This window comes from Saccharomonospora azurea NA-128, assembly GCF_000231055.2.
Taxonomy (GTDB): domain Bacteria; phylum Actinomycetota; class Actinomycetes; order Mycobacteriales; family Pseudonocardiaceae; genus Saccharomonospora; species Saccharomonospora azurea.
Genome location: NZ_CM001466.1, coordinates 390,080 through 412,572, shown reverse-complemented (window position 1 = coordinate 412,572; position 22,493 = coordinate 390,080). Strand labels below are relative to the sequence as shown.

The 22,493-nt window shown below is 71.0% G+C and carries 18 protein-coding genes and 2 riboswitches; of the genes, 13 read left to right on the top strand and 5 right to left on the bottom strand.

Features of this window, described 5'->3' with window-relative positions; genetic code table 11:
* The first annotated feature begins 132 nt into the window (after nucleotides 1-132).
* Nucleotides 133-276, top strand: a riboswitch (cobalamin riboswitch).
* 43 nt (nucleotides 277-319) lie between these two features.
* The 5 genes from SACAZDRAFT_RS01905 to SACAZDRAFT_RS22215 are packed head-to-tail and all read left to right on the top strand — an operon-like array spanning nucleotide 320 to nucleotide 7,365.
* Nucleotides 320-2,323, top strand: a complete 2,004-nt coding sequence (locus SACAZDRAFT_RS01905; protein ID WP_037295011.1) for a magnesium chelatase subunit D family protein — start codon at nucleotides 320-322, stop codon at nucleotides 2,321-2,323.
* Nucleotides 2,323-2,937 (top strand): cob(I)yrinic acid a,c-diamide adenosyltransferase, encoded by a 615-nt coding sequence (gene cobO, locus SACAZDRAFT_RS01900; protein ID WP_005438124.1) that lies wholly within the window; start codon nucleotides 2,323-2,325, stop codon nucleotides 2,935-2,937. The genes SACAZDRAFT_RS01905 and cobO overlap by 1 nt, the downstream gene beginning before the upstream one ends.
* Nucleotides 2,931-5,354, top strand: a complete 2,424-nt coding sequence (locus SACAZDRAFT_RS24050) for a cobyrinate a,c-diamide synthase (RefSeq protein WP_005438122.1) — start codon at nucleotides 2,931-2,933, stop codon at nucleotides 5,352-5,354. Before cobO ends, SACAZDRAFT_RS24050 begins: the two co-directional genes overlap by 7 nt.
* The gene (gene cobA, locus SACAZDRAFT_RS01890; protein WP_005438120.1) at nucleotides 5,345-6,325 is read left to right on the top strand and encodes a uroporphyrinogen-III C-methyltransferase; all 981 of its coding nucleotides are present in this window, start codon (nucleotides 5,345-5,347) and stop codon (nucleotides 6,323-6,325) included. Before SACAZDRAFT_RS24050 ends, cobA begins: the two co-directional genes overlap by 10 nt.
* Nucleotides 6,322-7,365 carry a cobalamin biosynthesis protein gene (locus SACAZDRAFT_RS22215; protein WP_005438118.1) on the top strand — a complete coding sequence of 348 codons (1,044 nt, stop codon included), beginning with the start codon at nucleotides 6,322-6,324 and terminating at the stop codon, nucleotides 7,363-7,365. Before cobA ends, SACAZDRAFT_RS22215 begins: the two co-directional genes overlap by 4 nt.
* Here the strand turns inward: SACAZDRAFT_RS22215 and SACAZDRAFT_RS01880 are convergent.
* Nucleotides 7,271-8,008, bottom strand: a complete 738-nt coding sequence (locus SACAZDRAFT_RS01880; RefSeq protein ID WP_005438110.1) for a cobalt-precorrin-6A reductase — start codon at nucleotides 8,006-8,008, stop codon at nucleotides 7,271-7,273. The two genes, SACAZDRAFT_RS22215 and SACAZDRAFT_RS01880, sit on opposite strands and share 95 nt — an antisense overlap.
* A 97-nt stretch (nucleotides 8,009-8,105) precedes the next feature.
* Nucleotides 8,106-9,602 carry a cobyric acid synthase gene (locus SACAZDRAFT_RS01875; protein WP_232286335.1) on the bottom strand — a complete coding sequence of 499 codons (1,497 nt, stop codon included), beginning with the start codon at nucleotides 9,600-9,602 and terminating at the stop codon, nucleotides 8,106-8,108.
* Between the two features lie 94 nt (nucleotides 9,603-9,696).
* Between SACAZDRAFT_RS01875 and SACAZDRAFT_RS01870 the strand changes: the two genes are divergently transcribed.
* Together SACAZDRAFT_RS01870 and cobM are read left to right on the top strand one after the other, a co-directional pair.
* The gene (locus SACAZDRAFT_RS01870) at nucleotides 9,697-10,905 is read left to right on the top strand and encodes a bifunctional cobalt-precorrin-7 (C(5))-methyltransferase/cobalt-precorrin-6B (C(15))-methyltransferase (protein ID WP_005438107.1); all 1,209 of its coding nucleotides are present in this window, start codon (nucleotides 9,697-9,699) and stop codon (nucleotides 10,903-10,905) included.
* Nucleotides 10,902-11,687, top strand: a complete 786-nt coding sequence (gene cobM, locus SACAZDRAFT_RS01865) for a precorrin-4 C(11)-methyltransferase (protein ID WP_005438105.1) — start codon at nucleotides 10,902-10,904, stop codon at nucleotides 11,685-11,687. Before SACAZDRAFT_RS01870 ends, cobM begins: the two co-directional genes overlap by 4 nt.
* Here cobM and SACAZDRAFT_RS01860 read toward each other — a convergent pair.
* From SACAZDRAFT_RS01860 to SACAZDRAFT_RS01850, 3 genes are read right to left on the bottom strand one after another with little or no spacing between them, the layout of a single operon-like run.
* Nucleotides 11,652-13,166: a precorrin-2 C(20)-methyltransferase gene (locus SACAZDRAFT_RS01860; RefSeq protein WP_005438103.1), complete on the bottom strand. Its 1,515-nt coding sequence runs from the start codon at nucleotides 13,164-13,166 to the stop codon at nucleotides 11,652-11,654. The genes cobM and SACAZDRAFT_RS01860 overlap by 36 nt on opposite strands.
* A complete protein-coding gene (locus tag SACAZDRAFT_RS01855) occupies nucleotides 13,163-13,828 on the bottom strand; it encodes a precorrin-8X methylmutase (protein ID WP_005438102.1) in 666 nt (221 codons plus the stop codon). Before SACAZDRAFT_RS01855 ends, SACAZDRAFT_RS01860 begins: the two co-directional genes overlap by 4 nt.
* Complete coding sequence (locus SACAZDRAFT_RS01850) at nucleotides 13,825-14,703, bottom strand: sulfite reductase subunit beta (protein ID WP_005438100.1); 879 nt, start codon at nucleotides 14,701-14,703, stop codon at nucleotides 13,825-13,827. Before SACAZDRAFT_RS01850 ends, SACAZDRAFT_RS01855 begins: the two co-directional genes overlap by 4 nt.
* A gap of 48 nt (nucleotides 14,704-14,751) precedes the next feature.
* A riboswitch (cobalamin riboswitch) is annotated at nucleotides 14,752-14,936 on the top strand.
* A gap of 55 nt (nucleotides 14,937-14,991) precedes the next feature.
* Here SACAZDRAFT_RS01850 and SACAZDRAFT_RS01845 point away from each other — a divergent pair.
* Genes SACAZDRAFT_RS01845 through cobF form a run of 6 tightly spaced genes read left to right on the top strand, consistent with a single transcriptional unit; the run spans nucleotide 14,992 to nucleotide 22,321 of the window.
* On the top strand, nucleotides 14,992-15,987 hold the full coding sequence (locus SACAZDRAFT_RS01845; protein ID WP_005438098.1) for an ABC transporter substrate-binding protein: 996 nt from the start codon (nucleotides 14,992-14,994) through the stop codon (nucleotides 15,985-15,987).
* Nucleotides 15,987-17,060, top strand: a complete 1,074-nt coding sequence (locus tag SACAZDRAFT_RS01840) for a FecCD family ABC transporter permease (protein WP_005438097.1) — start codon at nucleotides 15,987-15,989, stop codon at nucleotides 17,058-17,060. Before SACAZDRAFT_RS01845 ends, SACAZDRAFT_RS01840 begins: the two co-directional genes overlap by 1 nt.
* Entirely contained in the window at nucleotides 17,057-17,812 is a 756-nt protein-coding gene (locus SACAZDRAFT_RS01835) for an ABC transporter ATP-binding protein (protein WP_005438096.1), read from the top strand. Before SACAZDRAFT_RS01840 ends, SACAZDRAFT_RS01835 begins: the two co-directional genes overlap by 4 nt.
* Nucleotides 17,809-17,970: a hypothetical protein gene (locus tag SACAZDRAFT_RS22820; RefSeq protein WP_005438095.1), complete on the top strand. Its 162-nt coding sequence runs from the start codon at nucleotides 17,809-17,811 to the stop codon at nucleotides 17,968-17,970. The genes SACAZDRAFT_RS01835 and SACAZDRAFT_RS22820 overlap by 4 nt, the downstream gene beginning before the upstream one ends.
* Nucleotides 17,967-21,566 (top strand): cobaltochelatase subunit CobN, encoded by a 3,600-nt coding sequence (cobN, locus tag SACAZDRAFT_RS01830; protein ID WP_005438094.1) that lies wholly within the window; start codon nucleotides 17,967-17,969, stop codon nucleotides 21,564-21,566. The genes SACAZDRAFT_RS22820 and cobN overlap by 4 nt, the downstream gene beginning before the upstream one ends.
* Nucleotides 21,563-22,321, top strand: a complete 759-nt coding sequence (cobF, locus tag SACAZDRAFT_RS01825) for a precorrin-6A synthase (deacetylating) (RefSeq protein WP_005438093.1) — start codon at nucleotides 21,563-21,565, stop codon at nucleotides 22,319-22,321. Before cobN ends, cobF begins: the two co-directional genes overlap by 4 nt.
* Nucleotides 22,322-22,493 lie beyond the last annotated feature (172 nt).

Here is a 22,493-nt window from a genome sequence, read left to right as displayed (position 1 = left end):
AGGGTCATGGTCGCACCCGCCGCCCCGCCTGACTGGTCGGCGTCGCGCGGCAGAGCTGTTCCCCGGAACGACGCGCCGACTGTGCGTTCATTCACAGGATCACGCTCCCACAGCACGATCCGGTGCGGCTATGGTGATCACACGGTTCGAGGTGCCCCACGGCTCATGCCACGGGGAGAATCTGGGAAGCCGGTGAGAATCCGGCACAGGGCCCGCTGCGGTGACCCAGGCGCTGATCTGGGAAGTCCGAAGACCGGCCTCGATCCGCCCGGACACGCCCGTGTCCGGGAACACATGGCAGATCGAGCGGGAGCCCTACATGCCAGTGCAGTACCCCTTTTCGGCTGTCGTCGGCTCCGACGACATGACCCTCGCCCTCTCTCTCACCGCGATCGACCCGCTCATCGGCGGCGTTCTCGTGCGTGGCGAGAAGGGCACCGCGAAAACGACGACGGTGCGCGGCCTCGCCGAGGTACTCCCACCGGTTTCCGTGTACGAGGGCGACCGTTTCTCCGTCGACCCGGGCGATCCGCATGCGGTCTCCCCTGACGGCCCCTTCGCACCGGACACCGCCGTCGTCGTCACCCGCCCCGTGCGACTGGTCGAGCTCCCAGCCGGTGCCGGTGACGACCGGGTCACCGGCACGCTGCACCTCGACAAGGCCCTACGTGAAGGCGTCGTGGAGTTCGAACCCGGCCTTCTCGCCCGTGCCCACCGCGGCCTGCTGTACGTCGACGAGATCAACCTGCTGCCCGACCATCTCGTCGACCTGCTGCTGGACGCGGCCGCCACCGGCCGCGTGAGCGTCGAACGAGACGGTGTCTCGGTGGAACATGCCGCGCGGTTCGTGCTCATCGGCACGATGAACCCCGAAGAGGGGGAACTCCGCCCCCAGCTGCTCGACCGGTTCGGTCTGACCGTCGAGGTCGCCGCACCCCGAGATCCCGCCGTGCGCGCGGACGTCGTGCGACGTCGCCTGGCCTTCGACGCCGATCCGGCCGGGTTCGCCGCACGCTGGGAGGCCGCGCAACGCAGCCTCCGCGAGCGCCTCGCCGCTGCTCGCCGCCTCGCGGGCACGATCGCGCTGACCGACGACACGCTCACGACCGTCACCGAAATCTGTGCCGCGTTCGACGTCGACGGCCTACGCGCCGACCTCGTGACCGCCCGGACGGCGGCCGCCCACGCCGCCTGGCAGGGCCGAACCCACGTCACTCGCGACGACATCCGCGCCGCGGCCCGGCTCGCGCTGCCACACCGCCGTCGCCGCAACCCCTTCGACGAACCGGGGCTCGACGAAGACCGGCTCGACGACCTGCTCGGCCCCGAAGACCCCGAGCCTGACGGCCCGGGTCCCGATGGCGGAGCCGACGAACCACCCGAGGGGGGCGCCGGTGACGGCGCGCCACCCTCGTCACAGTCGGGCGGCACCTCCACGCAGGAGGGATCACAGCCCCACGAGCCCGCCGCGCCGACCCGCACCTCGGTCTCGGCGGTCGGTCGACCAGGCCGGGCGCCCATGCTCGTCGTGCGTGGCACCGGAGAAGGCCAGTCCGGGCGCCGCTCACGCGCACGGACCCCTCAGGGCACGGTGATCGGGTCGCGGCGCGACGGGCGCGCGCACGACCGGCTACACCTCGCGGGCACCATCGTTGCGGCCGCGCCGCACCAGCGACGGCGCGGTGGTCTCATCGGTCGCCGTGGCTTGATCGTCACCCCCGATGACCTGCGCCGTGCCGACGCTCTGGGCCGCGAATCGAATCTCGTGCTGCTGTGCGTCGACGCCTCCGGTTCGATGGCCGCTCGCCGCCGCATGGAACAGGTCAAGACCGCTGTTCTCTCGCTACTGCTGGACGCCTACCGCCGTCGCGACACAGTGGCACTCGTGACTTTCCGGCGACACGGCGCCGAGGTGACGCTGCCGCCCACGAGTTCGGTGGACGTCGCCTCGCGCCGCCTTGCCGATCTCCCCGCGGGAGGACGCACCCCCCTGGCCGAAGGCCTGAAGTGTTCGGCGGAACTGCTGCGGCGCGAGGCGCTGCGGGACCCGACTCGCAGGCCGCTGTTGGTGGTGGTGACGGACGGCCGGGCCACGTCCGGACGCGACCCGTTGAGGCGCGCACACATCGTGGCCCGGCACCTCGCCATGACCGGAGTCCACAGTGCTGTGGTCGACTGCGAGACCGGCCGCTTCCGGATGGGACTGGCTGCACAGCTCGCCGACCACCTCCGTGCCGAGCACATCCCGTTGGGCGAGGTCACCGCGGACGGCCTCACCGGCGTAGTCCGCAGCGTTACCGCCCCTCGCCGGGGGGTGGCCTGATGCCCCGAGGCACACCACTGGTCGTGCCGGACGACGGTCTCACCACCCGCCAACGACGCAACCGTCCGTTGCTGATGATTCACACCGGCAACGGCAAGGGAAAGTCGACCGCCGCGTTCGGGCTGGCGCTGCGCGCCTGGAACCAGGGCTGGGACATCGGCGTGTTCCAGTTCGTGAAGTCGGCCAAGTGGCGCATCGGTGAGCAGACCGTCCTCGAACGACTCGCCGCACTGAACGCCGAGACCGGCGAAGGCGGTCCCGTCGAGTGGCACAAGATGGGTTCGGGTTGGTCGTGGAGGCGCAAGTCCGGGACCGAGGCCGACCACGCCGCCGCGGCGGCCGAGGGCTGGGCCGAGATCAAACGCAGACTGGCCTCCGAACGCCACCAGCTCTACGTGCTCGACGAGTTCACCTACCCGATGCAGTGGGGTTGGGTCGACGTGGATGACGTCGTGGAGACGCTGACGAACCGGCCCGGGCACCAACACGTGGTCGTGACCGGTCGGCGAGCGGACCAGCGTTTGATCGAGGCGGCCGACCTCGTCACCGAGATGCACCACGTCAAACACCCGATGGACGTCGGGCAGAAGGGGCAGCGAGGCATCGAGTGGTGAAGCTTCCGCGCATTCTCGTCGCGGCTCCCGCCTCAGGGCATGGCAAAACCACCCTCGCCACCGGCCTCATGGCTGCCCTGGCTCGACGGGGACTCGCAGTCTCCGGCCACAAGGTGGGACCCGACTACATCGATCCCGGCTACCACGCTCTCGCCACCGGCCGCCCCGGACGCAACCTCGACCCGCACCTGGTCGGTGAGTCACTGGTCGTCCCCCTGCTGCAGCACGGCTCGCGGGGCGCGGACGTCGCTGTGGTGGAAGGGGCCATGGGTCTGTTCGACGGGCAGATCGGCGGAGCGGGTTTCGCGTCGACGGCTCACATCGCGACGCTCACCCGCACCCCGGTCGTCCTCGTCGTCGACATCTCGCACGCCTCACGCAGTATCGGCGCGGTCGTGCACGGCATGCGCACGTTCCAGCCCGGCCTCACCATCGCAGGTGTCGTGCTGAACAAGGCCGGTTCACCGCGCCACGCGGCGGAGGCGGCGACGGCAGTGGAAGCCATGGGGGTACCGGTGCTCGGCATTCTGCACCGCGACGACCACGTCAGCGCCCCGTCACGACACCTCGGCCTCGTCCCCGCCGCCGAACGGGCACAGGCCGCGGCGGCACTGGAGTCCCTGGCCGAGCGGGTCGCCGAACACGTCGACCTCGACGCCGTCCTCGAACTCGCCGACGGAGCACCCGACCTCGACGCGCAACCCTGGAACCCCGCCGCTCACGTGCGTCCTGCCACGAACGACTCGCCCGTCGTGGCCGTGGCGGCGGGACGGGTCTTCACGTTCCGATACGCCGAGACGACCGAGCTGCTCGAAGCGGCCGGCTGCACCATCGCGACGTTCGACCCGGCCCACGATCCGCACCTACCCCCGGGCACACGTGGGCTGTACCTCGGTGGCGGGTTTCCGGAGGTGCACGCCGCCGCGCTGTCCGCCAACACGAGCCTGCGCGCCGACCTTCGGGAGGCGGTGCTCGACGGTGTTCCGACCGTGGCCGAATGCGCCGGACTGCTGTACCTGTGCCGCAGCGTGGACGGGCACCCGATGGTCGGGGCGCTGGACGCGGAAGCGGTCCTGACCCCGCGTCTCACGCTCGCCTACCGGCGTCCCGTGCTCGGACCGGACCAGCTGCTCGGTGAGGCGGGAACGTCCACCACCGCACACGAGTTCCATCGCACCACGGTCACACCGGTACACGGTGAGCGTCCAGTGTGGAGTGTCGACGGTATGCCCGCGGGATTCGGCGGCCCGACACTGTCCGCCTCGTACCTGCACGTGCACTGGGCGGGCCATCCCGACCAGGCCCAGCGATTCGCCGACGCCGTCCACGCCGGGAGTGCCCACCAGCGCGCCCCCGGCCCGCCGCCAAGTCTGTCGGTCACTCCCGTGCTCGACGTGGCGCTCACCGACCCGCTGCGCCACCACGGCGACGTCGAAGCCGGGGACGGACTGCTCGACTTCGCCGTCAACGTCAGTCACCTCCCCCGGCCGGGCTGGTTGGAGGACGCACTGCACGCGGGTGTCGCGGCGTCCACCCGCTATCCCGACGCAAGCGAGGCCCACGAGGCCGTTGCCCGGCGCCATGGCCGGGATCGCACCGACGTTCTGCTCACCGCGGGTGCGGCAGAGGCGTTCGTCCTGGTGGCGCGGGCGCGTCCGTGGCGACACCCCGTGGTGGTGCATCCGCAGTTCACCGAGCCGGACGTGGCACTGCGCGCGGCCGGCCACGAGGTCGGCCACGTCCTGTGCCGCCCCGAGGACGGGTTCACTCTCGATCCGGCACTCGTCCCGGACGACGCCGATCTCGTCGTCGTCGGCAACCCCACGAATCCGACGGGCCGCCTGCACTCGGCGGACGTCTTGCGGTCGCTCATGCGCCCGGGACGCGTCGTGGTCGTCGACGAAGCGTTCATGGATTTCGTCCCCGGTGAGTCGGAGACGCTGACTTCCGAGCACTCGCCTGGCCTCGTGGTCATCCGCAGTCTGACCAAGCTGTGGTCGATGCCGGGTATCCGCGCCGGTTACGTCGTCGGGGACCCCGCCGTCGTGGCCGAGCTGAGCGCGCAACAACCGCCGTGGTCGGTCGGAGGTCCGGCGCTCGCCGCCGTCGTCGCCGCCAGCGGACCGGACGCCCTCGCCGAACAGGCACAGCGAGCCCGACGTGCTGTGCGAGAACGCCGAATCCTCGTCGACGGACTGGCCGAACTCGGCGTCGAGGTCACCGGCTCCGCTGCCCCCTTCGTACTCGCCAGGCTGGGCCGGGGAACACACGCGTGGCTGCGTACCGTGGGCATCGCCGTCCGCCGAGCTGACACGTTCCCCGGCCTGGACGGCACCTGGGCTCGCCTCGCGGTGCGCGAGCCCACCGCCACCCGGCAGCTGTTGACCACGTTGAGGAGCAAGGACACGTGGAGCTGAATGTCACCGGTCGATCGGTGCTCGTCACCGACGGCAGCGAGGCCGCCGTCGCCACGGTGAGCGCGCTGCTGCGCGAGGGCGCCGACGTCACGGTCGCCGCACCTACGGTGTGCGCGGCGGTGGAGGATCTCGCGCACCGCGGTCTGCTGACGTGGGTTTCGACGACTCCCGACGGATCGTCGTTCGACGTCGTGGTGCGCGCCGCCGCCCTACGACGACCGGAACCCGCCCCCACTCCGGAGGACCGCACCGGGCAGGTCACGCTCGTCGGTGCGGGGCCGGGCGACCCCGGCTTGGTCACCGTCGCCGGGCGGTCGGCGATCGAGGAAGCCGATGTCGTCGTCGCCGACCGGCTGGCCCCCTGGGAGGCCGTGGCCTGGGCATCCCCGGACGCGCAGGTCCTGGACGTCTCGAAGATCCCTTACGGCCGTTCCACGAGCCAGGACGAGATCAACCGGCTGCTCGTCGAACACGCTCGGGCGGGCCGCCGAGTCGTGCGGCTCAAGGGCGGCGATTCTTTCGTCTTCGGGCGCGGATTCGAGGAGGTCATCGCCTGCGCGGAAGCCGGTGTCCCGACGCGTGTGGTGCCGGGTGTGACGTCGAGCATCGCCGGGCCCGCGGTGGCCGGTATCCCGGTGACCCATCGCGGACTCGTGCAGGGGTTCACGGTCGTCTCGGGCCATGTACCGCCGGGACACCCTAAGTCCACACTGGACTATACCGCGCTGGCACGCTCCGGAACGACACTCGTCGTGCTCATGGGCGTGCGCACGCTCCCGGAGATCGTCACGGCACTCGTCTCGGGTGGGCTCGACCCCGCGACCCCGTGCGCGGTGGTGGCCGACGCCACGCTGGCCTCGCAACGGGTGGTCCGCAGCTCCCTGGCCCAGATCGTCGACGACGCGACGGCCGCGGGTATCGGTGCTCCCGCCGTGACGGTCATCGGTGCTGTGGCTGGTCTCGAACCGTGAGTACGCACGGAAACGACCGGTCGCGTGCCACTGCCCGTGTCGCCACGGCCGTAGGACTCGGCCTGGGCTTCGTCCTGGACCGAATCCTCGGCGATCCCGCCCGCTGCCACCCGGTGGCGGGACTCGGCCAGTACGCGCGAGCGCTGGAGACCGTTCTGTACCGAGACCGCCGGGTGTCCGGAGTGGTTCACCACGGGGCCGTGGTAGTCCCCCTGGCCGCCGTCGCCGCGCTGGCCCAGGGTGCGGCCCGATCCCCGGCATCGAGGGCGTTGCTCACCGCCGCGGCGACGTGGACCGTGGTCGGCGGCCGGTCGCTCGTGCGCGAGGGCGAGATCATCGCCGCGCAGCTAGAACGTGGCAACCTCGCAGCCGCGCGCGAGCAGGTGACCCACCTGGTCGGTCGCGATCCACGCCACCTCGACGCCGACGGGGTGAGCCGCGCTGCGGTGGAATCGCTGGCGGAGAACACTTCCGACGCCGTCGTCGCTCCCCTGCTTTGGGGCGCGACGCTCGGCATCCCCGGGCTGGTGGGCTACCGGGCCGTCAACACGCTCGACGCGATGGTCGGCCACCGCAGTCCCCGCTACCGCCGCTTCGGCTGGGCCAGTGCCCGCGTCGACGACGTCGCCAACCTCATGCCGTCCCGTGTCGCCGCCGCGCTGGCAGTGGCACTGGCCCCGGCGGTCGGCGGGGACCGTGCGGACGCTCTGCGCGTCTGGAAACGCGATGCCTTTCGCCACCCGAGCCCCAACGCCGGTCCCATCGAGGCGGCCTTCGCGGGCGCGCTCGGTGTCACGCTCGGCGGGGTCAACCACTACGCCGCGCGTGTCGAGCACCGCGCGGAGCTGGGCGACGGCCCGGCTCCGACAGTCGCCGAACTCCCGCGCGCGGCACGGCTCGCCACGCTGGTCGCATGGGCAGCGGGTGGTGTCAGTGTCGTGGTCGCTATTGTGCTCGCGTTCGTGCCCACTCCACGGCGACGACGACGTCGGAGACGACCTTCACTCCCGCCGGTGGCGGAGTCCGCCGCACGACGATGACCGGGATGCCCCGTGCGGCGGCGACGAGGAGTTTCGCTTCCGTGTGAGTGCCGCCGGAATCCTTGGTCACCAACACGTCGACTTTGGCCATGACCGCCCGCTCGTCATCGAGACCGTAGGGTCCCCGGCTGCACAGCAGTCGCCACGTCGGTGGCAACGCGATCTCGGGCGGATCGACGACGCGGACGAGGGCCTCGTGGTCACGCAGCGGCCCGACGAACCTGTCGAGAGACTGCCGCCCGACGGTGAGGAACGGCCTGTGGCCCAAGCGTGCGGCCGCCCGGGCCGCGGCGTCATGGTCGTCCACCCAATGCCAGGCACGGGAACCCTCGGTTCGCGCCCAACCCGGCCGTTCGAGCCGCAACAGCGGTACACCTGCGCGGGGGCATGCCTCGGCGGCGTTGCGGCTGATGCCCACGGCGAACGGGTGGGTCGCGTCCACGACCGCCCGCACGCGGTGCTCGCGCAGGTAGGCGGTGAGGCCGTCGACCCCACCGAAACCGCCCACGCGCACGTCGCCGACCGGTAGCCGAGGACGCGAGACCCGGCCCGCCAGCGACGTCACGACGAGAACGCCGGTGTCCACGAGCCGTGCCGCGAGTTCGCGTGCCTCGGCGGTGCCACCCAGGATCAGAACGCTCATGGACGTCGCCACTCCTCTCGTCACCGGACCCGCCTGAACGTCGGCCGGGCCTCAGCGCACCGTGTCCGCGTGAATGCCCTCGTTCGGTCGTCAGCGCTCATGCATAGGGTCCGATCGTCGGGACGGGCGCCGGCCCCTGTTGGGCGAGTGCCAGCAGCGCGTCGACGTCGAGATGCCGCTCGACCAGATCGCCGAGCAGATCGAGCCGGGCCTCGCGGCTCCGCGCGAAACTGACACCCGAGGCCGAGAACGAACGCCCGCGCGCCCTGGCGGCGAGGTTCAAAACGGCGGTGCGCAGGGGGTCGGATTCCAAGCTGCCGTGCCACATCGTGCCCAGCACGCCGCCGACGCGGGCTCCACCCAGGAACTCCTGGACGCCCGCGTCGCACGTGACGCGACCGTGGTGGATCTCGTACCCGGACACCTCGGCACCGAGCGCCGTGCCGTGCGAGTTCCGGAGCGTCTTGTCCGGTGTGAACGTGGTCTCCACGGGCAGCAGGCCCAAACCGGGCACACTCACCGGTTCGGGAGTTTCGATTCCTTCGGGGTCGTGCACGTGGCGACCGAGCATCTGAAAGCCGCCGCAGATACCCAACACGGCACGTCCGGCCTCGGCGTGGCGTATCACGGCCCGATCCAGTCCCCGGGCGCGCAACCACGCCAGATCGGCGACCGTGGAGCGAGTACCGGGCAGGACCACGAGGTCGGCATCGGCGAGGTCGTGCGGGTCGGCGGTGAAGATCACCTCGACGTCCGGCTCCAGCCCGAGCGCATCGAGGTCCGTGACGTTGCTGATGCGGGGCAACCGGACGACGGCGACCCGGAGCGCGCCCTCCCCCGCGTGCGAACGGTCGCCGATCCCCAGAGTGTCCTCGGAGTCGAGCCACACGTCGGGACTCCACGGCACCGTCCCGTAGACGCGACGGCCGGTGAGCTCCTCCAGCCGACGCAGGCCAGGAGCGAGAAGTGTCTCGTTGCCCCGGAACTTGTTCACGATGAAACCGGCGACGAGCGACTGGTCGTCGGGCTCCAGCAACGCCACGGTGCCGTAGAACGCGGCGAACACACCACCGCGGTCGATGTCGCCGACGAGCACGGTGGGGACGTCGTCGTGCCGGGCCAGACCCATGTTCACGTAGTCCCCCGCCCGCAGGTTGATTTCGGCGGGGCTGCCCGCGCCCTCGCAGACGACGAGGTCGAATCGCGAGGACAGGTCGCGGTACGCGGTGTACGCGGCGTCCGCGAGATGCGCGCGCCCGGCAACGAACTCCGCCGAACCGAGCTGCCCCGCGGGTCGGCCCATCACGACGACGTGGCTACGCCGGTCGCCACCCGGCTTGAGCAGCACCGGATTCATCGCGGCCTCGGGTTCGGCCCGGGCGGCGAGAGCTTGGGCCCACTGCGCCCGTCCGATCTCGGTGCCGTCGGCGCAGACCATCGAGTTGTTCGACATGTTCTGCGCTTTGAACGGAGCGACCGTCAATCCGCGCCGCGCGAACGCCCGACACAGGCCGGTGGTCACGAGGGTCTTGCCCGCATCGGACGTCGTCCCGGCGACGAGCAATCGCGCCGTCCGTCCTCCGTGTGCTGCCACGCGGACAGTATCGCCGACGGCCCAGAGTGACGGCGCCCACCAAGGCCCACCACGGCCAAGCCGGAAAGCCGTCGGTCCCGTAGATTCGGCGATCATGGCGAAGGACGTGACGGTCGTGGGCCTCGGCGCGGACGGGTGGGAGGGCCTCCCCGCCATCGGAAGGAACACGGTACTGGCCGCCCGGACCGTCCTGGGTGGGGCGCGCCATCTCACGCTGCTGCCGGACATCCCCGGCCAGGCGCGCAGGAAGTGGCCGTCGCCGCTGCGGGACGGTCTCGCCTCGCTCGTGGCGGATGCCCAGCCGCCGGTAGTGGCGCTGGCGTCGGGCGACCCGCTCGTATCCGGCATCGGCACCACACTGCTCGACGTCCTCGGCCGCGAGCGGGTCCGGATCGTGCCGGCGGTGTCGTCGGTCGCGCTCGCGCGGGCCCGGATGGGCTGGGCGGCCGAAACGGTGACCGCCGTGCGGGTCGTCGGCCACGACGTGCGGCGGATCGTGCCCGCGCTCGCGCCCGCCCGACGGCTCGTGGTGTTGTCCAGCGACGAGACGACTCCGGAACGGGTCGCTGCGCTGCTGACCGACCTCGGTTACGGCACCTCGTCGCTCACCGTGCTCGGCGATCTCGGGTCACCCACCGAATCGCACCGCCACGGGACGGCCGTCTCCTGGGGCACCCCGCGGGTCCCGAGGCTCAACGTCATCGCGGTCGAGGTCCGAGGCACCGGTCCCGGTTGGGCAACGGGTGGGCTCCTGCCCGACGACGCGTTCGAGCACACTGGACAGATCACCAAACGGGACGTGCGCGCGAGCGCGCTCGCGCGGCTCGCTCCCGCTCCCGGCCAACTGCTGTGGGACGTGGGGGCGGGCAGTGGTTCGATCGGTGTGGAATGGATGCGTGCTCACCCCACCGCACGATGCGTCGCCGTCGAATCGAGGCCCGAGCGTGCCGCGCTCGTGCGCCGCAACGCCGACGCGCTCGGGGTGGGAGACCTCGTCGTGATCGAGGGCTCGGCCCCCGAGGCCCTCGGTGACCTCGACCGGCCGGACGCCGTGTTCGTGGGTGGCGGTGCGACGGTGCCCGGCGTGGTGGAGACCTGCTGGGCAGCGTTACGTCCCGGCGGTCGACTGGTCGTCCACGGTGTGACGGCCGAGACCGAGAGCCTGCTGCTGGAGCAGTACCGTCGGCACGGCGGCGAGCTCGTCCGCCTGCACATCGAGCGCGCCGGGCCCCTGGGCTCGTTCACGGGTTGGACACCCGCACGCGCCGTCACCCAGTGGTCCGTCGTCAAGGGAGAGTCATGACCGTCCATTTCGTCGGAGCCGGTCCCGGTGCCGCCGACCTACTGACGCTACGCGCCGTCACCCTTCTCCAGGCCGCCGACGTCTGTCTGTACGCGGGCACGTACTTGGACGAGGTGCTCAGCCACTGCCGCCCGGACGCGCGGCTCGTCGACACGCAGCACCTCACGCTCGACGAGATCACCGACCACCTCGTGCGCGCGCACGCCGACGGTCTGGAGGTCGTGCGGCTGTGCTCGGGCGATCCGTCGCTGTACTCCGCCGTGCACGAGCAGGCCCGGCGGCTCGACGCGGCCGGTGTGTCGTGGGATGTGACGCCGGGCGTTCCGGCCTATGCGGCGGCGGCCGCGCTCGTCGGCGCCGAACTCACCGTGCCTCGCGTCGCGCAATCGGTCGTGCTCACTCGCACGCAGGCCCGCTCGACGGCGATGCCGTCGGGCGAGAAACTCTCGGCGTTCGCCGCGACCGGGGCCACGCTCGTGCTGCATCTGGCGATCACCCGCACCCGGGAACTCGCCGCCGAGCTCGCGACTCACTACGGCGCGGACTGCCCGGTCGTGGTGGTGGCCAGTGCCACGCAACCGCGGGAACTGGTGCTCCGGGGCACGCTCGCGGACATCGCCGCCCAAGTGGAGGCGGCCCGGCTGCGTCGCGCCGCCGTCATCCTGGTCGGTCCGGCTCTCGCACCGGACGTGCGTGGCGGCGAGTCGTTCCTCTACGCCGCCGACCGCGAGCGGCCCGCTCGCCGGTCACCCGACGAAACGAGGGCTCCAGACGCGTCCTGACCTGGTCACCCGGGTCGCCGACGCGCCGACGACGAGCAGGCACTTCATGTCGATCGTCTCGGGATCGAGCGCGCCCAGCGTGGTCACCGTGAGACTCTCCTCGTCCCTGCCGACGTCCCGCCCGATCACGACGACCGTGTCCGGCGAGCGGTGTTCCAGCAGGACCGCCTGCGCCTTCGCGAGTTGCTCGCTGCGGGAACGCGAGCGTGGGTTGTAGAGGGCGAGCACAAGGTCGGCCTGCGACGTGGCGCGCAGGCGCCGCTCCACCACCGCCCACGGCTTGAGCCGGTCGGACAGGCTCAGGACCGCGAAGTCGGCACCGATCGGCGCGCCGGCGCGGGCGGCCACGGCCTGTACCGCCGAGATTCCGGGCACCACCCGTACCGCCACGTCGGCGTAGCGAGGGTCCTCAGCCGCCTCGAACACGGCCGAGGCCATGCCGAAGATGCCGGAGTCGCCGCCGGAGACGACCGCGACCCGCTCCCCCGCCAACGCGAGTTCGAGTGCCTCCCGCGCCCGCTCGACTTCGACGGTGTTACCCGAGGCGTGCCGCACGAGTCCCACGCGCTGAGGAACCCGGGCAACGTACGGTCCGTAGCCGACGACGTGGTCGACCTCGGCGAGCACCTGCGCCGCCTCGGTCGACAACCACTCGTCCGGACCGGGACCGAGGCCCACGACGGCGACCTCGGCCGACGGCTCGGCGACCGCACCGTTGGTCTCGAACGGCGGGGCGGTCCGGTCGTAGCGAGCGACGCCCGGTCTCGCGTCGCCGGGCACCAGCACCATCGAGAAGTACGGCACCTCCTCCGGAGCGACGTCGGCGACCGGCAGCACACGCTCGACGTCCATCGACGCCCGTTCGACGTACCACGAGCCCTGTACTCGTCCGGCTTGTTCCAGGGCGGAGCGGACCTTGGTGAAGGTGCGGCCGAGCTTCATGATCACCGCGCCGTCGGTGTCGGCGAGCCTGCGGGCGAGCTCGGGTTCGGGCAGTGTGCCGGGCAGGACGGTAAGCACGTCGGTCTGGCGCGCGAGCGGCAGCGCCGCGGACGCGGTGGCCGCCGCGAATGCGGGCACCCCGGCCACCACCTCGGTGGGGAACTCCGCGGCCAACCGGTCGTGCAGGTACATGAACGACCCGTAGAACATCGGATCGCCCTCGGCCAGGACGACGACGTCACGACCAGCAGCCAGATGCGCACGCAGACGCGCCGCGCACTCGGTGTAGAAGTCGCTCATCGCACCGGCGTAACCGCCCGGGTGATCGGTCGTCTGCGTCGTCACCGGGTAGACGAGCTCCTCCTCGACGGCGCCCGGCGGGATCAGGTCGGCGGCGATCCGCCGCGCGTTCGACTGTTTACCCACGCCCGCGTGGTACGCGACGACGTCGGCCGCGCGGATGAGCCGGGCCGCCTTCAGCGTGATCAGTTCGGGATCGCCGGGGCCGACGCCCACGCCGTAAAGCGTGCCGGTCATTCCGCCTCCTGGGCCAGGGCGTTGAGCGCCGAGGCGGCCATCGCGGAACCCCCGCGGCGGCCCCGCACGACGAGGTAGGGAACGTCGAGCCCGGGTTCGTCCGCCGCGAGATCGACGAGGGCCTGCTTCGACTCGGCAGCGCCGACGAAACCGACGGGTGTACCGATGATCGCGGCCGGACGCGGGGCACCGTCGCGAAGCAGCTCCAGCAGGTGGAACAACGCGGTAGGCGCGTTGCCGACGACCGCGACAGCGCCTTCCAGGTGTTCGGCCCACAGCGAGACGGCAGCAGCGGACCGGGTCGTCCCCCAGGCGCGGGCAAGGTCGGGAACTCGCTCGTCGCGCAGAAAACAACGCACGTCGTTGTCGCGCGGGAGGCGCATCCGGGTCACACCCTCGGCCACCATGTGCGCGTCGGTCAGGATCGGTGCCCCCGCGGCGAGAGCCGACCTGCCGGCACGGACGAGATCCGGGTGGATGACCAGGTCTGCGGCGAGATCGGTCTGTCCGCAGGCATGGATCATCCGGACAGCTACCTTCTCGGCATCTGTGGGCACGGTGGACAGTTCCGCCTCGGAACGGATCGTCGCGAAGGACTCGGCGTAGATCGCCGCGCCGTCGGTGACGTAGGGATAGCGGTGGGTCGGTGGGGCGAGGCTCATGCGTTCTCCAGGTCCGGGACGACGACGGTGCGCCACGGCGTCACGATCAGCTCACGCGGCGACAGGGCGTCCAACTCGGTCATGAGGTGCGCGTCCAGGCGGCCGTCGGGCACCGGCACGTGCTCGGCGACGCGGCCGTCCTGCTGGGCGATCTTGCCAAGCGGCGGGGGCCCACTGCTGACCCGGGTGTCGGCGCGCCGGTCCTGTGGCACGCCGAGCAGGCCTGCGCCACCACTGTCGAGCTCGTCGACGTGCCACGGCGAATCCGGTGCGGTACCGGCCTGTTCGACGAAGGCAATCGCGAGGGCGGTGAGGGTCTCCGCGGCCTTCCCCAGCGGCACCACGGCTCCCCAGTCAGTGCTGCCCGCCCGCAGTTGCGCGAATTCCGCATCGACCGCCACGAGGCCGAGATCGAGGTCACGTCCCGCGAGATCGCCACGCCCGTCGTCGAGCACGAAGAGGAACCGTCCTGACAGCGCCGAGAGGCGGGACTCCCCGCACAGACGCGCGTCGAAGTCACCGACGACCGGACGCAGATCGGCACGTCCGCCCGACCGGCCGGTCAGCGGCGAGACCATGATGTTGCGCACGCGCTCGTGGGTCGGCGACGGAACGAGCCCGGTGGCGAGGACGGCATCCACCACCTCGTCACTCAGGCGGCCGTCGGTGTGGGCGAGACCCCGCACCTGCAGGTTGGCCCGGCTGGTGAGGTAGACCGCACCGTCGCCGTGGCGTTCGGCCACGCGCAGCAGTTCCGCGAGCGCCCCGGGAGCCACCGCACCGCCCGGCAGCCGCAGCCGCACGAGGGCGCCGTCGTCCGCGAGCCACGGCCGCAACACACCGGGACACGCATCGCGGCGGGTTCTTCCGATCACGGCCTCATCCTGCCACTCACGAACTCATGGCCTCCGCACCCGGCTTGGTGTTATCGTCACGCTGCCAGTCGTACTCAGCGCGAGGCTGAGTCAGGGAACCCGGTGAGACTCCGGGACTGACGCGCAGCGGTGAGGGTGACGGGCGGGGCACGAAGCCACTAGGTTCGAACCTGGGAAGGCGTTCCGTCCGGTCGATCCCGAGTCCGAAGACCTGCTGGCCGCAGACCCGGTGTCTGCGTACCTGCCCGCCACAGGCTCCGCGTTCGAGCCTCCGGACGAAAGAACACCGTGCCTTCTCGTCGTGTGCTGCCCGCTCTGGCCCTGTCGATCGCCTCACTCCTGCCCTCCGCCTGCGTCGGCGCGCCCGACGACGCAGACGCCGAGACCGCGGCGTCGACGGCCGAGTATCCCGTGGAGATCAGCAGCTGCGGTGTCACCACCACCGTCGACGCCCCACCCACCTCGGCGGTCACCCTGAACCAGGGCGCGACCGAGGTGGTACTGGCGCTCGGTGCCGAGGACCAGCTCGTCGGCACCGCCTACCTCGACGACGCCGTTCCCGACAGGTGGCAAGCGGCCTACGAGTCGGTGCCCGTGCTGTCCGAGCAGTATCCCGATCACGAGACGGTCATGGCCGCCGAGCCGGATTTCGTCTACGCCTCGTACCTCTCGGCCTTCGACTCGGAGGCCGCCGGAGACCGAGCGACACTGCACGAGCTCGGTGCCGCCACCTACGTGTCCCCGTTCGGCTGCGGGACGGGAGCGTCCACTCGGGACATCACGTTCGACACGGTCTGGCAGGAGATCGCCGACGTCGCCACCGTCTTCGGCGTTCCCGAACGGGCGGACCGCCTCCGCGAGGAGCAGGCCCGACAGCTCGACGCACTCCGACGGGAGGCGGCAGGTGAGGGCATCGAGGTTTTCTGGTTCGACTCCGGTGTCAAGACCGCCTTCGCGGGTGCCGGTGACGGGGGCCCACAGCTCGTGCTCGACGCGATCGGTGCAACCAACGTCTTCGCCGACGTCGAGGGCGGCTGGGCGGACGTGAGCTGGGAGGACGTCGTCGTCGCCGATCCCGAGGTCATCGTGCTGGCCGATGCCGCATGGTCCACAGCCGAGGACAAGATCGCGTTATTGCAGCGCGACGAGGTGTTGTCGCAGCTCGATGCGGTGCGCCACGAACGGTTCGTGACGATCCCGTTCTCGGAGTCCACGCCCGGGGTCCGCCTCGTCGAGGGTGCGACGTCGGTGGCCGAGCAGATTCGCGCGCTCGGCCTGCGCTGATGGCGACCACGGTCGGCGCCGGACCGGCCCGTTCCGGGCCGCCTTCGCTGCGTTCGGGGTGGGTGCCCCACCTGGTGCTCTTCCTCTCACTCGGCGCGGCGATGGTGATCGCGCTCGGCGTGGGCTCGGTGCCGGTCAGCCCCACCACTGTCGTGGACGTCGTCGCACGCCGTCTCGGGGCCCCGGTGGACGTCTCGGTGTTCGACGACCGGATCGTGTGGCAGCTGCGCCTACCGCGCGTGCTGGGCGCCGCCGCCACCGGATCCGGGCTTGCGCTCTGCGGAGCCGTGCTGCAGTCACTGACCCGTAACGATCTCGCCGAGCCGTACCTGTTGGGCATCTCCGGTGGCGCATCGGTCGGCGCGGTGAGTGTTCTCGTGCTGGGGATCTCGGCGGGGAGTCTGGGCGGATCCGCCCTCGTCGGACTCGGCGCGTTCGCGGGTGCGTTGGGAGCGCTGGCGCTGGTGCTCGGCCTCGCGGCCGGACGCTCGGGCGCGCTGCCCCCCACGCGGGTCGTGCTGGCCGGGGTCGCGATCGGACAGATCTGCTCGGCGTACACGTCGTTCCTGGTGATCGTGGGTGGCGACCACGACGCCGCTCGCCGCGTGCTGAGCTGGACGCTCGGCTCTCTCGCCGGAGTGCGTTGGACCGGCGCGCTGACCCTCGTGGTGCTCGTCATGGCGACCTTCGCGCTCGTCACGGTCTACGCACCGACACTCGACGCGTTCGCGTTCGGCGAGGCCGCCGCCGGATCCCTCGGTGTGCGGGTACAGACGACCCGGTGGACGCTCATGGTCACCACCGCGCTGGTCACGGCCGGGCTGGTGTCGTTCACGGGTGCCATCGGCTTCGTCGGTCTCGTCGTCCCCCACCTCGTGCGGCTGGTGTGCGGACCGCTGCACGGCCGGTTGCTCCCGCTCAGCGCGTTGGCCGGAGCGGTCCTGCTGGTCTTCGCCGACACGCTCGCCCGCTCCCTCGTCGAGGGTCAGGAGATCCCCATCGGCATCGTCACCGCCGTCGTCGGGGCCCCTGTGTTCGCGTTCCTGCTGCGCCGCACGGGGAGGTCGACATGAAAGTCTCCGCACACGGCGTCACCTGGATGCGCCGCGGACGTCTCGTGCTCGACGACGTGACCGTCGAGGTGTCCGCCGGGTCGATCACCGGTCTCGTCGGCCCCAACGGCTCCGGCAAGACGAGCCTGCTGACACTGATGGCCGGCCTGCACCGGCCGACCGAGGGGCGCGTGCTCCTCGGATCACGGAACGCCTCGACGATCCCCCCGCGCGAACGCGCGCGCCTCGTCGCGTTGCTCGAACAACACGCCACGACGTCGTTGAACCTCACCGTGCGCCAGGTGGTCGAGCTCGGTCGCGTACCGCACCGTCGCTTCAGCTCACCCGACCCCGCGGGCGCGGTGGTCGACGAGGCGATGGCCGCCGCGCACATCGAGCACCTGGCGGAGCGAAGCTGGCAGACGCTCTCGGGCGGCGAGCGGCAGCGCGTGCAGCTCGCCCGCGCACTCGCGCAGCAACCGTCGGCGCTCCTGCTGGACGAGCCCACGAACCACCTCGATCTGCGGCACCAACTGGAGCTCATGCGCACCGTCCGGCGGCTCGGGGTCACCGTGGTAACAGCGCTGCACGACCTGGACCTGGCGGCGGCATACTGCGACCGGCTCGCGGTTCTCGACGCGGGTCGCCTCGTCGCGTCCGGCCCCGTCGACGAGGTGCTCGACAGTCGGCTCGTCGACACGGTCTACGGCGTGCGGGCCGAGGTGGAAAGACACCCGGCGACCGACCGGTTGACGGTGGTGTGGCACCCATGAGCCCGCCCGTCACCAGAACCTGCGCGTGTGCCGCGCCCCACCGAGCCGCGCGGGGCGCCGACGCGACCTACCGCACGCTCGTCCACAGACTCGCGCGACACGAGCTCACCGACCTGGCGCTCGACACCGAGTGGCCCTCCACCGAAGGAGAATCATGACGCGCATCGCCCTGCTGTCCACGTCGGACACCGATCTGCTGTCGGCTCGCGCCAGCGGCGCGGACTACGCCTATGCCAACCCGGTGCGACTCGCCGGCGACACGCGCGATGCGCTGACCGTGGAGGCCGACCTCGTGGTGCTGCGAGTCCTCGGCTCACCCGAGGACGTCCGGGACCTCGCCGCCGCAGTGCGGGCCGCGGGGCGCCCACTCGTCGTGCTCGGCGGCGAACGGACCCCGAACGCTGCGCTCATGGAGCTCTCGACCGTCCCGATCGGGGTGTGCGCGCAGGCCCACGTCTACCTGGCCGAGGGGGGCCCGGAAAACCTCCGCCAGCTGCACGCGTTCCTCTCGGACACCGTCCTGCTGACCGGTACGGGCTTCGACCCGCCTGAAGTTCTGCCCGAGTGGGGAGTGACCCGACACCCCGAACCATCGGGCCTCCCGCGGGTCGGCGTGCTGTACTACCGGGCCCACGAAGTGAGCGGCAACAACGGTTTCGCGCACGCCTTGGCCGATGCCGTGGACGCGACCGGACAGGCAGTCGGAGTTCCGGTCTTCGTCTCGTCGCTGCGCTCGGCTCCCGACACGCTGTACGGCGAACTCGCCACGTTCGACGCTCTCGTCGTCACGGTGCTCGCCGCGGGCGGATCCCGGCCCGCCACCGTCAGCGCCGGTGGAGACGACGAGTCCTGGGATGTCGAGCGGCTGCGCGCCCTGGACATCCCGGTACTCCAGGGATTGGCGCTCACGTCGAGCCGCGCGGAGTGGGAACGGTCCGACGACGGCGTCACACCGCTCGACTCGGCCACCCAGATCGCGATCCCTGAGTTCGACGGCAGGCTCATCACCGTGCCGTTCTCCTTCAAGGAGATCGACGCCGACGGGCTGCCCCGGTACGAGACCGACCCCGAGCGGTGCGCCCGCGTCGCTCGGATTGCGGTCAACCACGCTCGGCTGCGTCATATCCCACCGGCGCGGCGCAAGGTCGCCCTCGTGCTGTCCGCATACCCGACCAAGCACAGTCGCATCGGCAACGCCGTGGGGCTCGACACCCCGGTCTCAGCCATCCGCCTACTGCGCGCGATGCGGGACGCCGGTTACGACCTGGGTTCCCCGGGTGAGATCCCCGGTCTCGACCCGGTGCCTGCGGTGGAGGGCGAAGACCCCGACACGACGGCCGGTAACGCTCTGATCCACGCGCTCATCGCGGCGGGTGGGCAGGACGAGGAATGGTTGACCGAGGCCCAGCTCAGCGAGTCACACGTACGGATCAGCCCCGCCGACTACCGACGCTGGACGGCCGAGCTGCCCACCGAGCTGCGCGACGCGATGACCGACACCTGGGGCGAGGCACCCGGCTCGTTGTTCGTCGACGACGACGGGAACCTCGTGCTGGCCACGCTGACCGCGGGCAACATCGTCATCCTCATACAACCTCCGCGCGGCTTCGGGGAAAACCCGGTCGCGATCTACCACGACCCGGACATGCCGCCCTCGCACCATTACCTCGCCGCGTACCGCTGGCTCGAACACGGCTTCGGCGCCGATGCGGTGATTCATCTCGGCAAGCACGGTTCGCTGGAGTGGCTGCCGGGCAAGAACGCCGCACTGTCAGCTGCCTGCCTCACGGACGCGGCGCTCGGGAACCTCCCGCTGGTCTACCCGTTCCTCGTCAACGACCCGGGGGAGGGCGCGCAGGCCAAGCGCCGCGCGCACGCCACGATCATCGACCACCTCGTCCCGCCGATGGCACGCGCCGAAAGCTACGGCGATATCGCCAAGCTGGAGCAGCTGCTCGACGAACACGCCAACATCGCCGCGATGGACCCGGCGAAGCTGCCCGCCATCCGGGCGCAGATCTGGACCCTTCTGCAAGCCGCGCATCTGCAACAGGACCTCGGCCTGGAGAAACGTCCGGACGACGACGAGTTCGACGACTTCCTCCTCCACGTGGACGGCTGGCTGTGCGAGATCAAGGACGTCCAGATTCGCGACGGTCTCCACGTCCTAGGTCAAGCGCCGACCGGCGAGGCCCGCGTGAACCTCGTCCTCGCCGTGCTTCGCGCGGCCCAGATCTGGGGTGGGCAGGATCGCGCGCTGCCGGGGCTGCGGACCGCCCTCGGTCTGACCGAGAACGCGCCGACGACGCAGGTCGACGCCGTCGAGGCGCAGGCACGCGCGCTCGTCGAGGCCATGGAGAAGGCCGACTGGAACATGACCGCGATCGACGCTCTTCACGACGATCCAGTCGTGCGCGACGTGTTGCGCTTCGCCGCGGAGCAACTCGTACCCCGGCTCGCGGCGACGAGCGACGAGCTAACCAACGTGTTGCGCGCCCTCGACGGACGTTTCATTCAGGCAGGACCGTCCGGGTCACCCCTTCGCGGACTCGTCAACGTCCTGCCCACCGGCCGCAACTTCTACACCGTCGACCCGCGCGCGGTCCCGTCTCCCTTGGCCTGGGACACGGGGGTCGCGATGGCGGACTCGCTGCTCACGCGCTACCGCGACGAGACGGGCGAGTATCCGCGTTCGGTCGGTCTGTCCGTCTGGGGCACCTCCGCGATGCGGACCTCCGGCGACGACATCGCCGAAGTACTCGCGCTGCTGGGCGTCCGGCCGACCTGGGACGCCGCGTCGCGCCGCGTGAACGGTCTCGAAGTCGTCGACCTCGCCGAACTCGGCCGCCCGCGCATCGATGTCACGGTGCGGATCTCGGGCTTCTTCCGCGACGCGTTTCCTCATGTCGTCGAGCTCCTCGACGACGCCGTCGGGCTTGTCGCCGCGCTCGACGAGCCGGACGAGCAGAACTACGTCCGCGCTCACACCCGCGCCGATTTGGCCGAACACGGCGACGGGCGCCGGGCCACGATCCGTCTCTTCGGGTCCAAACCCGGCTCCTACGGTGCGGGCATCCTGCAGGCTGTCGAGACCGGTTCGTGGCGGGACGACGCCGACCTCGCCGAGGTCTACACCGCCTGGGGAGGGTTCGCGTACGGCCGCGGACTCGACGGGGTCGCGGCGAGCGACGACCTGCGCACCAACTACCGGCGCATCGCGGTGGCGGCGAAGAACATCGATTCGCGCGAACACGACATCGCCGACTCCGACGACTACTTCCAGTACCACGGCGGAATGATCGCCACGGTGCGCGCATTGACCGGCGCCGACCCCAAGGCTTACGTCGGCGACTCGACCACACCCGACGCCGTCCGCACCCGCACACTCAGTGAGGAGACCAACCGGGTTTTCCGCTCCCGTGTCGTCAATCCGCGCTGGATCGCCGCCATGCGGCGACACGGCTACAAGGGCGCCTTCGAGCTGGCCGCCACGGTCGACTACCTCTTCGGCTTCGATGCGACCGCCGGAGTCGTACACGACTGGATGTACGAGTCGCTGGCCCGCGAATACGTCCTCGACGAGACGAACCAGCGATTCCTACGGCAGTCGAACCCCTGGGCGCTGCGCGGCATCGTCGAGCGGTTGACCGAGGCCGCCGACCGGGGTCTGTGGGCGGAACCCGACGCCGCCACCCTGACCGAGATGGCCCGTGTCTACCTCGAGATCGAAGGAGACCTGGAGGGAGACGAGTGACACGGCGTCTCGCCCTCGTGGGGCTCGGGCCGGGCGACCCGGAGCTCGTGACGGCGCAGGCGGTCCGTGTGCTGAACGAGGTCGCCTACTTCCTGGTGGCCGACAAGACCGAGCAGCACCCGGGTACGGCAGATCTGCTCGCGATGCGCGAGGAGATCTGCGCACGATACGTAACGGGGAAGCCGCGCATCGTGCCTGTCCCCGATCCCGAACGCGACCGCGACGATCCCGCCGACTACGGCGCCGCGGTACAGGACTGGCACGAGGCTCGTGCGGTCGCGTTCGAGCGGGCCCTGCTCGACAACGAGGGCGATGCGGCGATTCTGGTGTGGGGCGACCCGGCGCTGTACGACTCGGCGATCCGGCTGGCCCACCGCATCGTCGAGCGCGGCGCCGTCGACCTGACCGTCGAGGTAATCCCCGGACTGAGCAGCATCCAGTTGCTGGCCGCCCGCCACCGGCTGGTGCTCAACACCGTGGGCGGCCCAGTGACCGTCACGACGGGCCGCCGCTTGCTCGACGACGCGGCGTCGCACGACAACCTCGTCGTCGTCCTCGACGGTGCGCTCACGTGCCGTCGACTCCCGGATCCAGACGCCTGGCACCTGTGGTGGGGGGCCAATCTCGGCTCGGCGGACGAGAAACTCGTCGCCGGACGGCTGAGCGAGGTCGCCGACGTAGCCTGGCGGGCACGCTCGCAGGCACGGCAGGCACGCGGTTGGGTGATGGACACGTATCTGCTTCGCCGCTGCTGATCACGTTCGGTGGTGCGTCCGTGGCGTGCCCGCGAGCCGGACCCCACGCTGCCCACCGCGGTCGATTCCGACGGGGTGCGTGTGCCGAGCTGTTCCGGCTGGGCCGACGTGCCTGCGAGTGATCATCACGGCAAGATTCGCGAGCCTTGACCGCCTGAGCCGTCGTGGCATG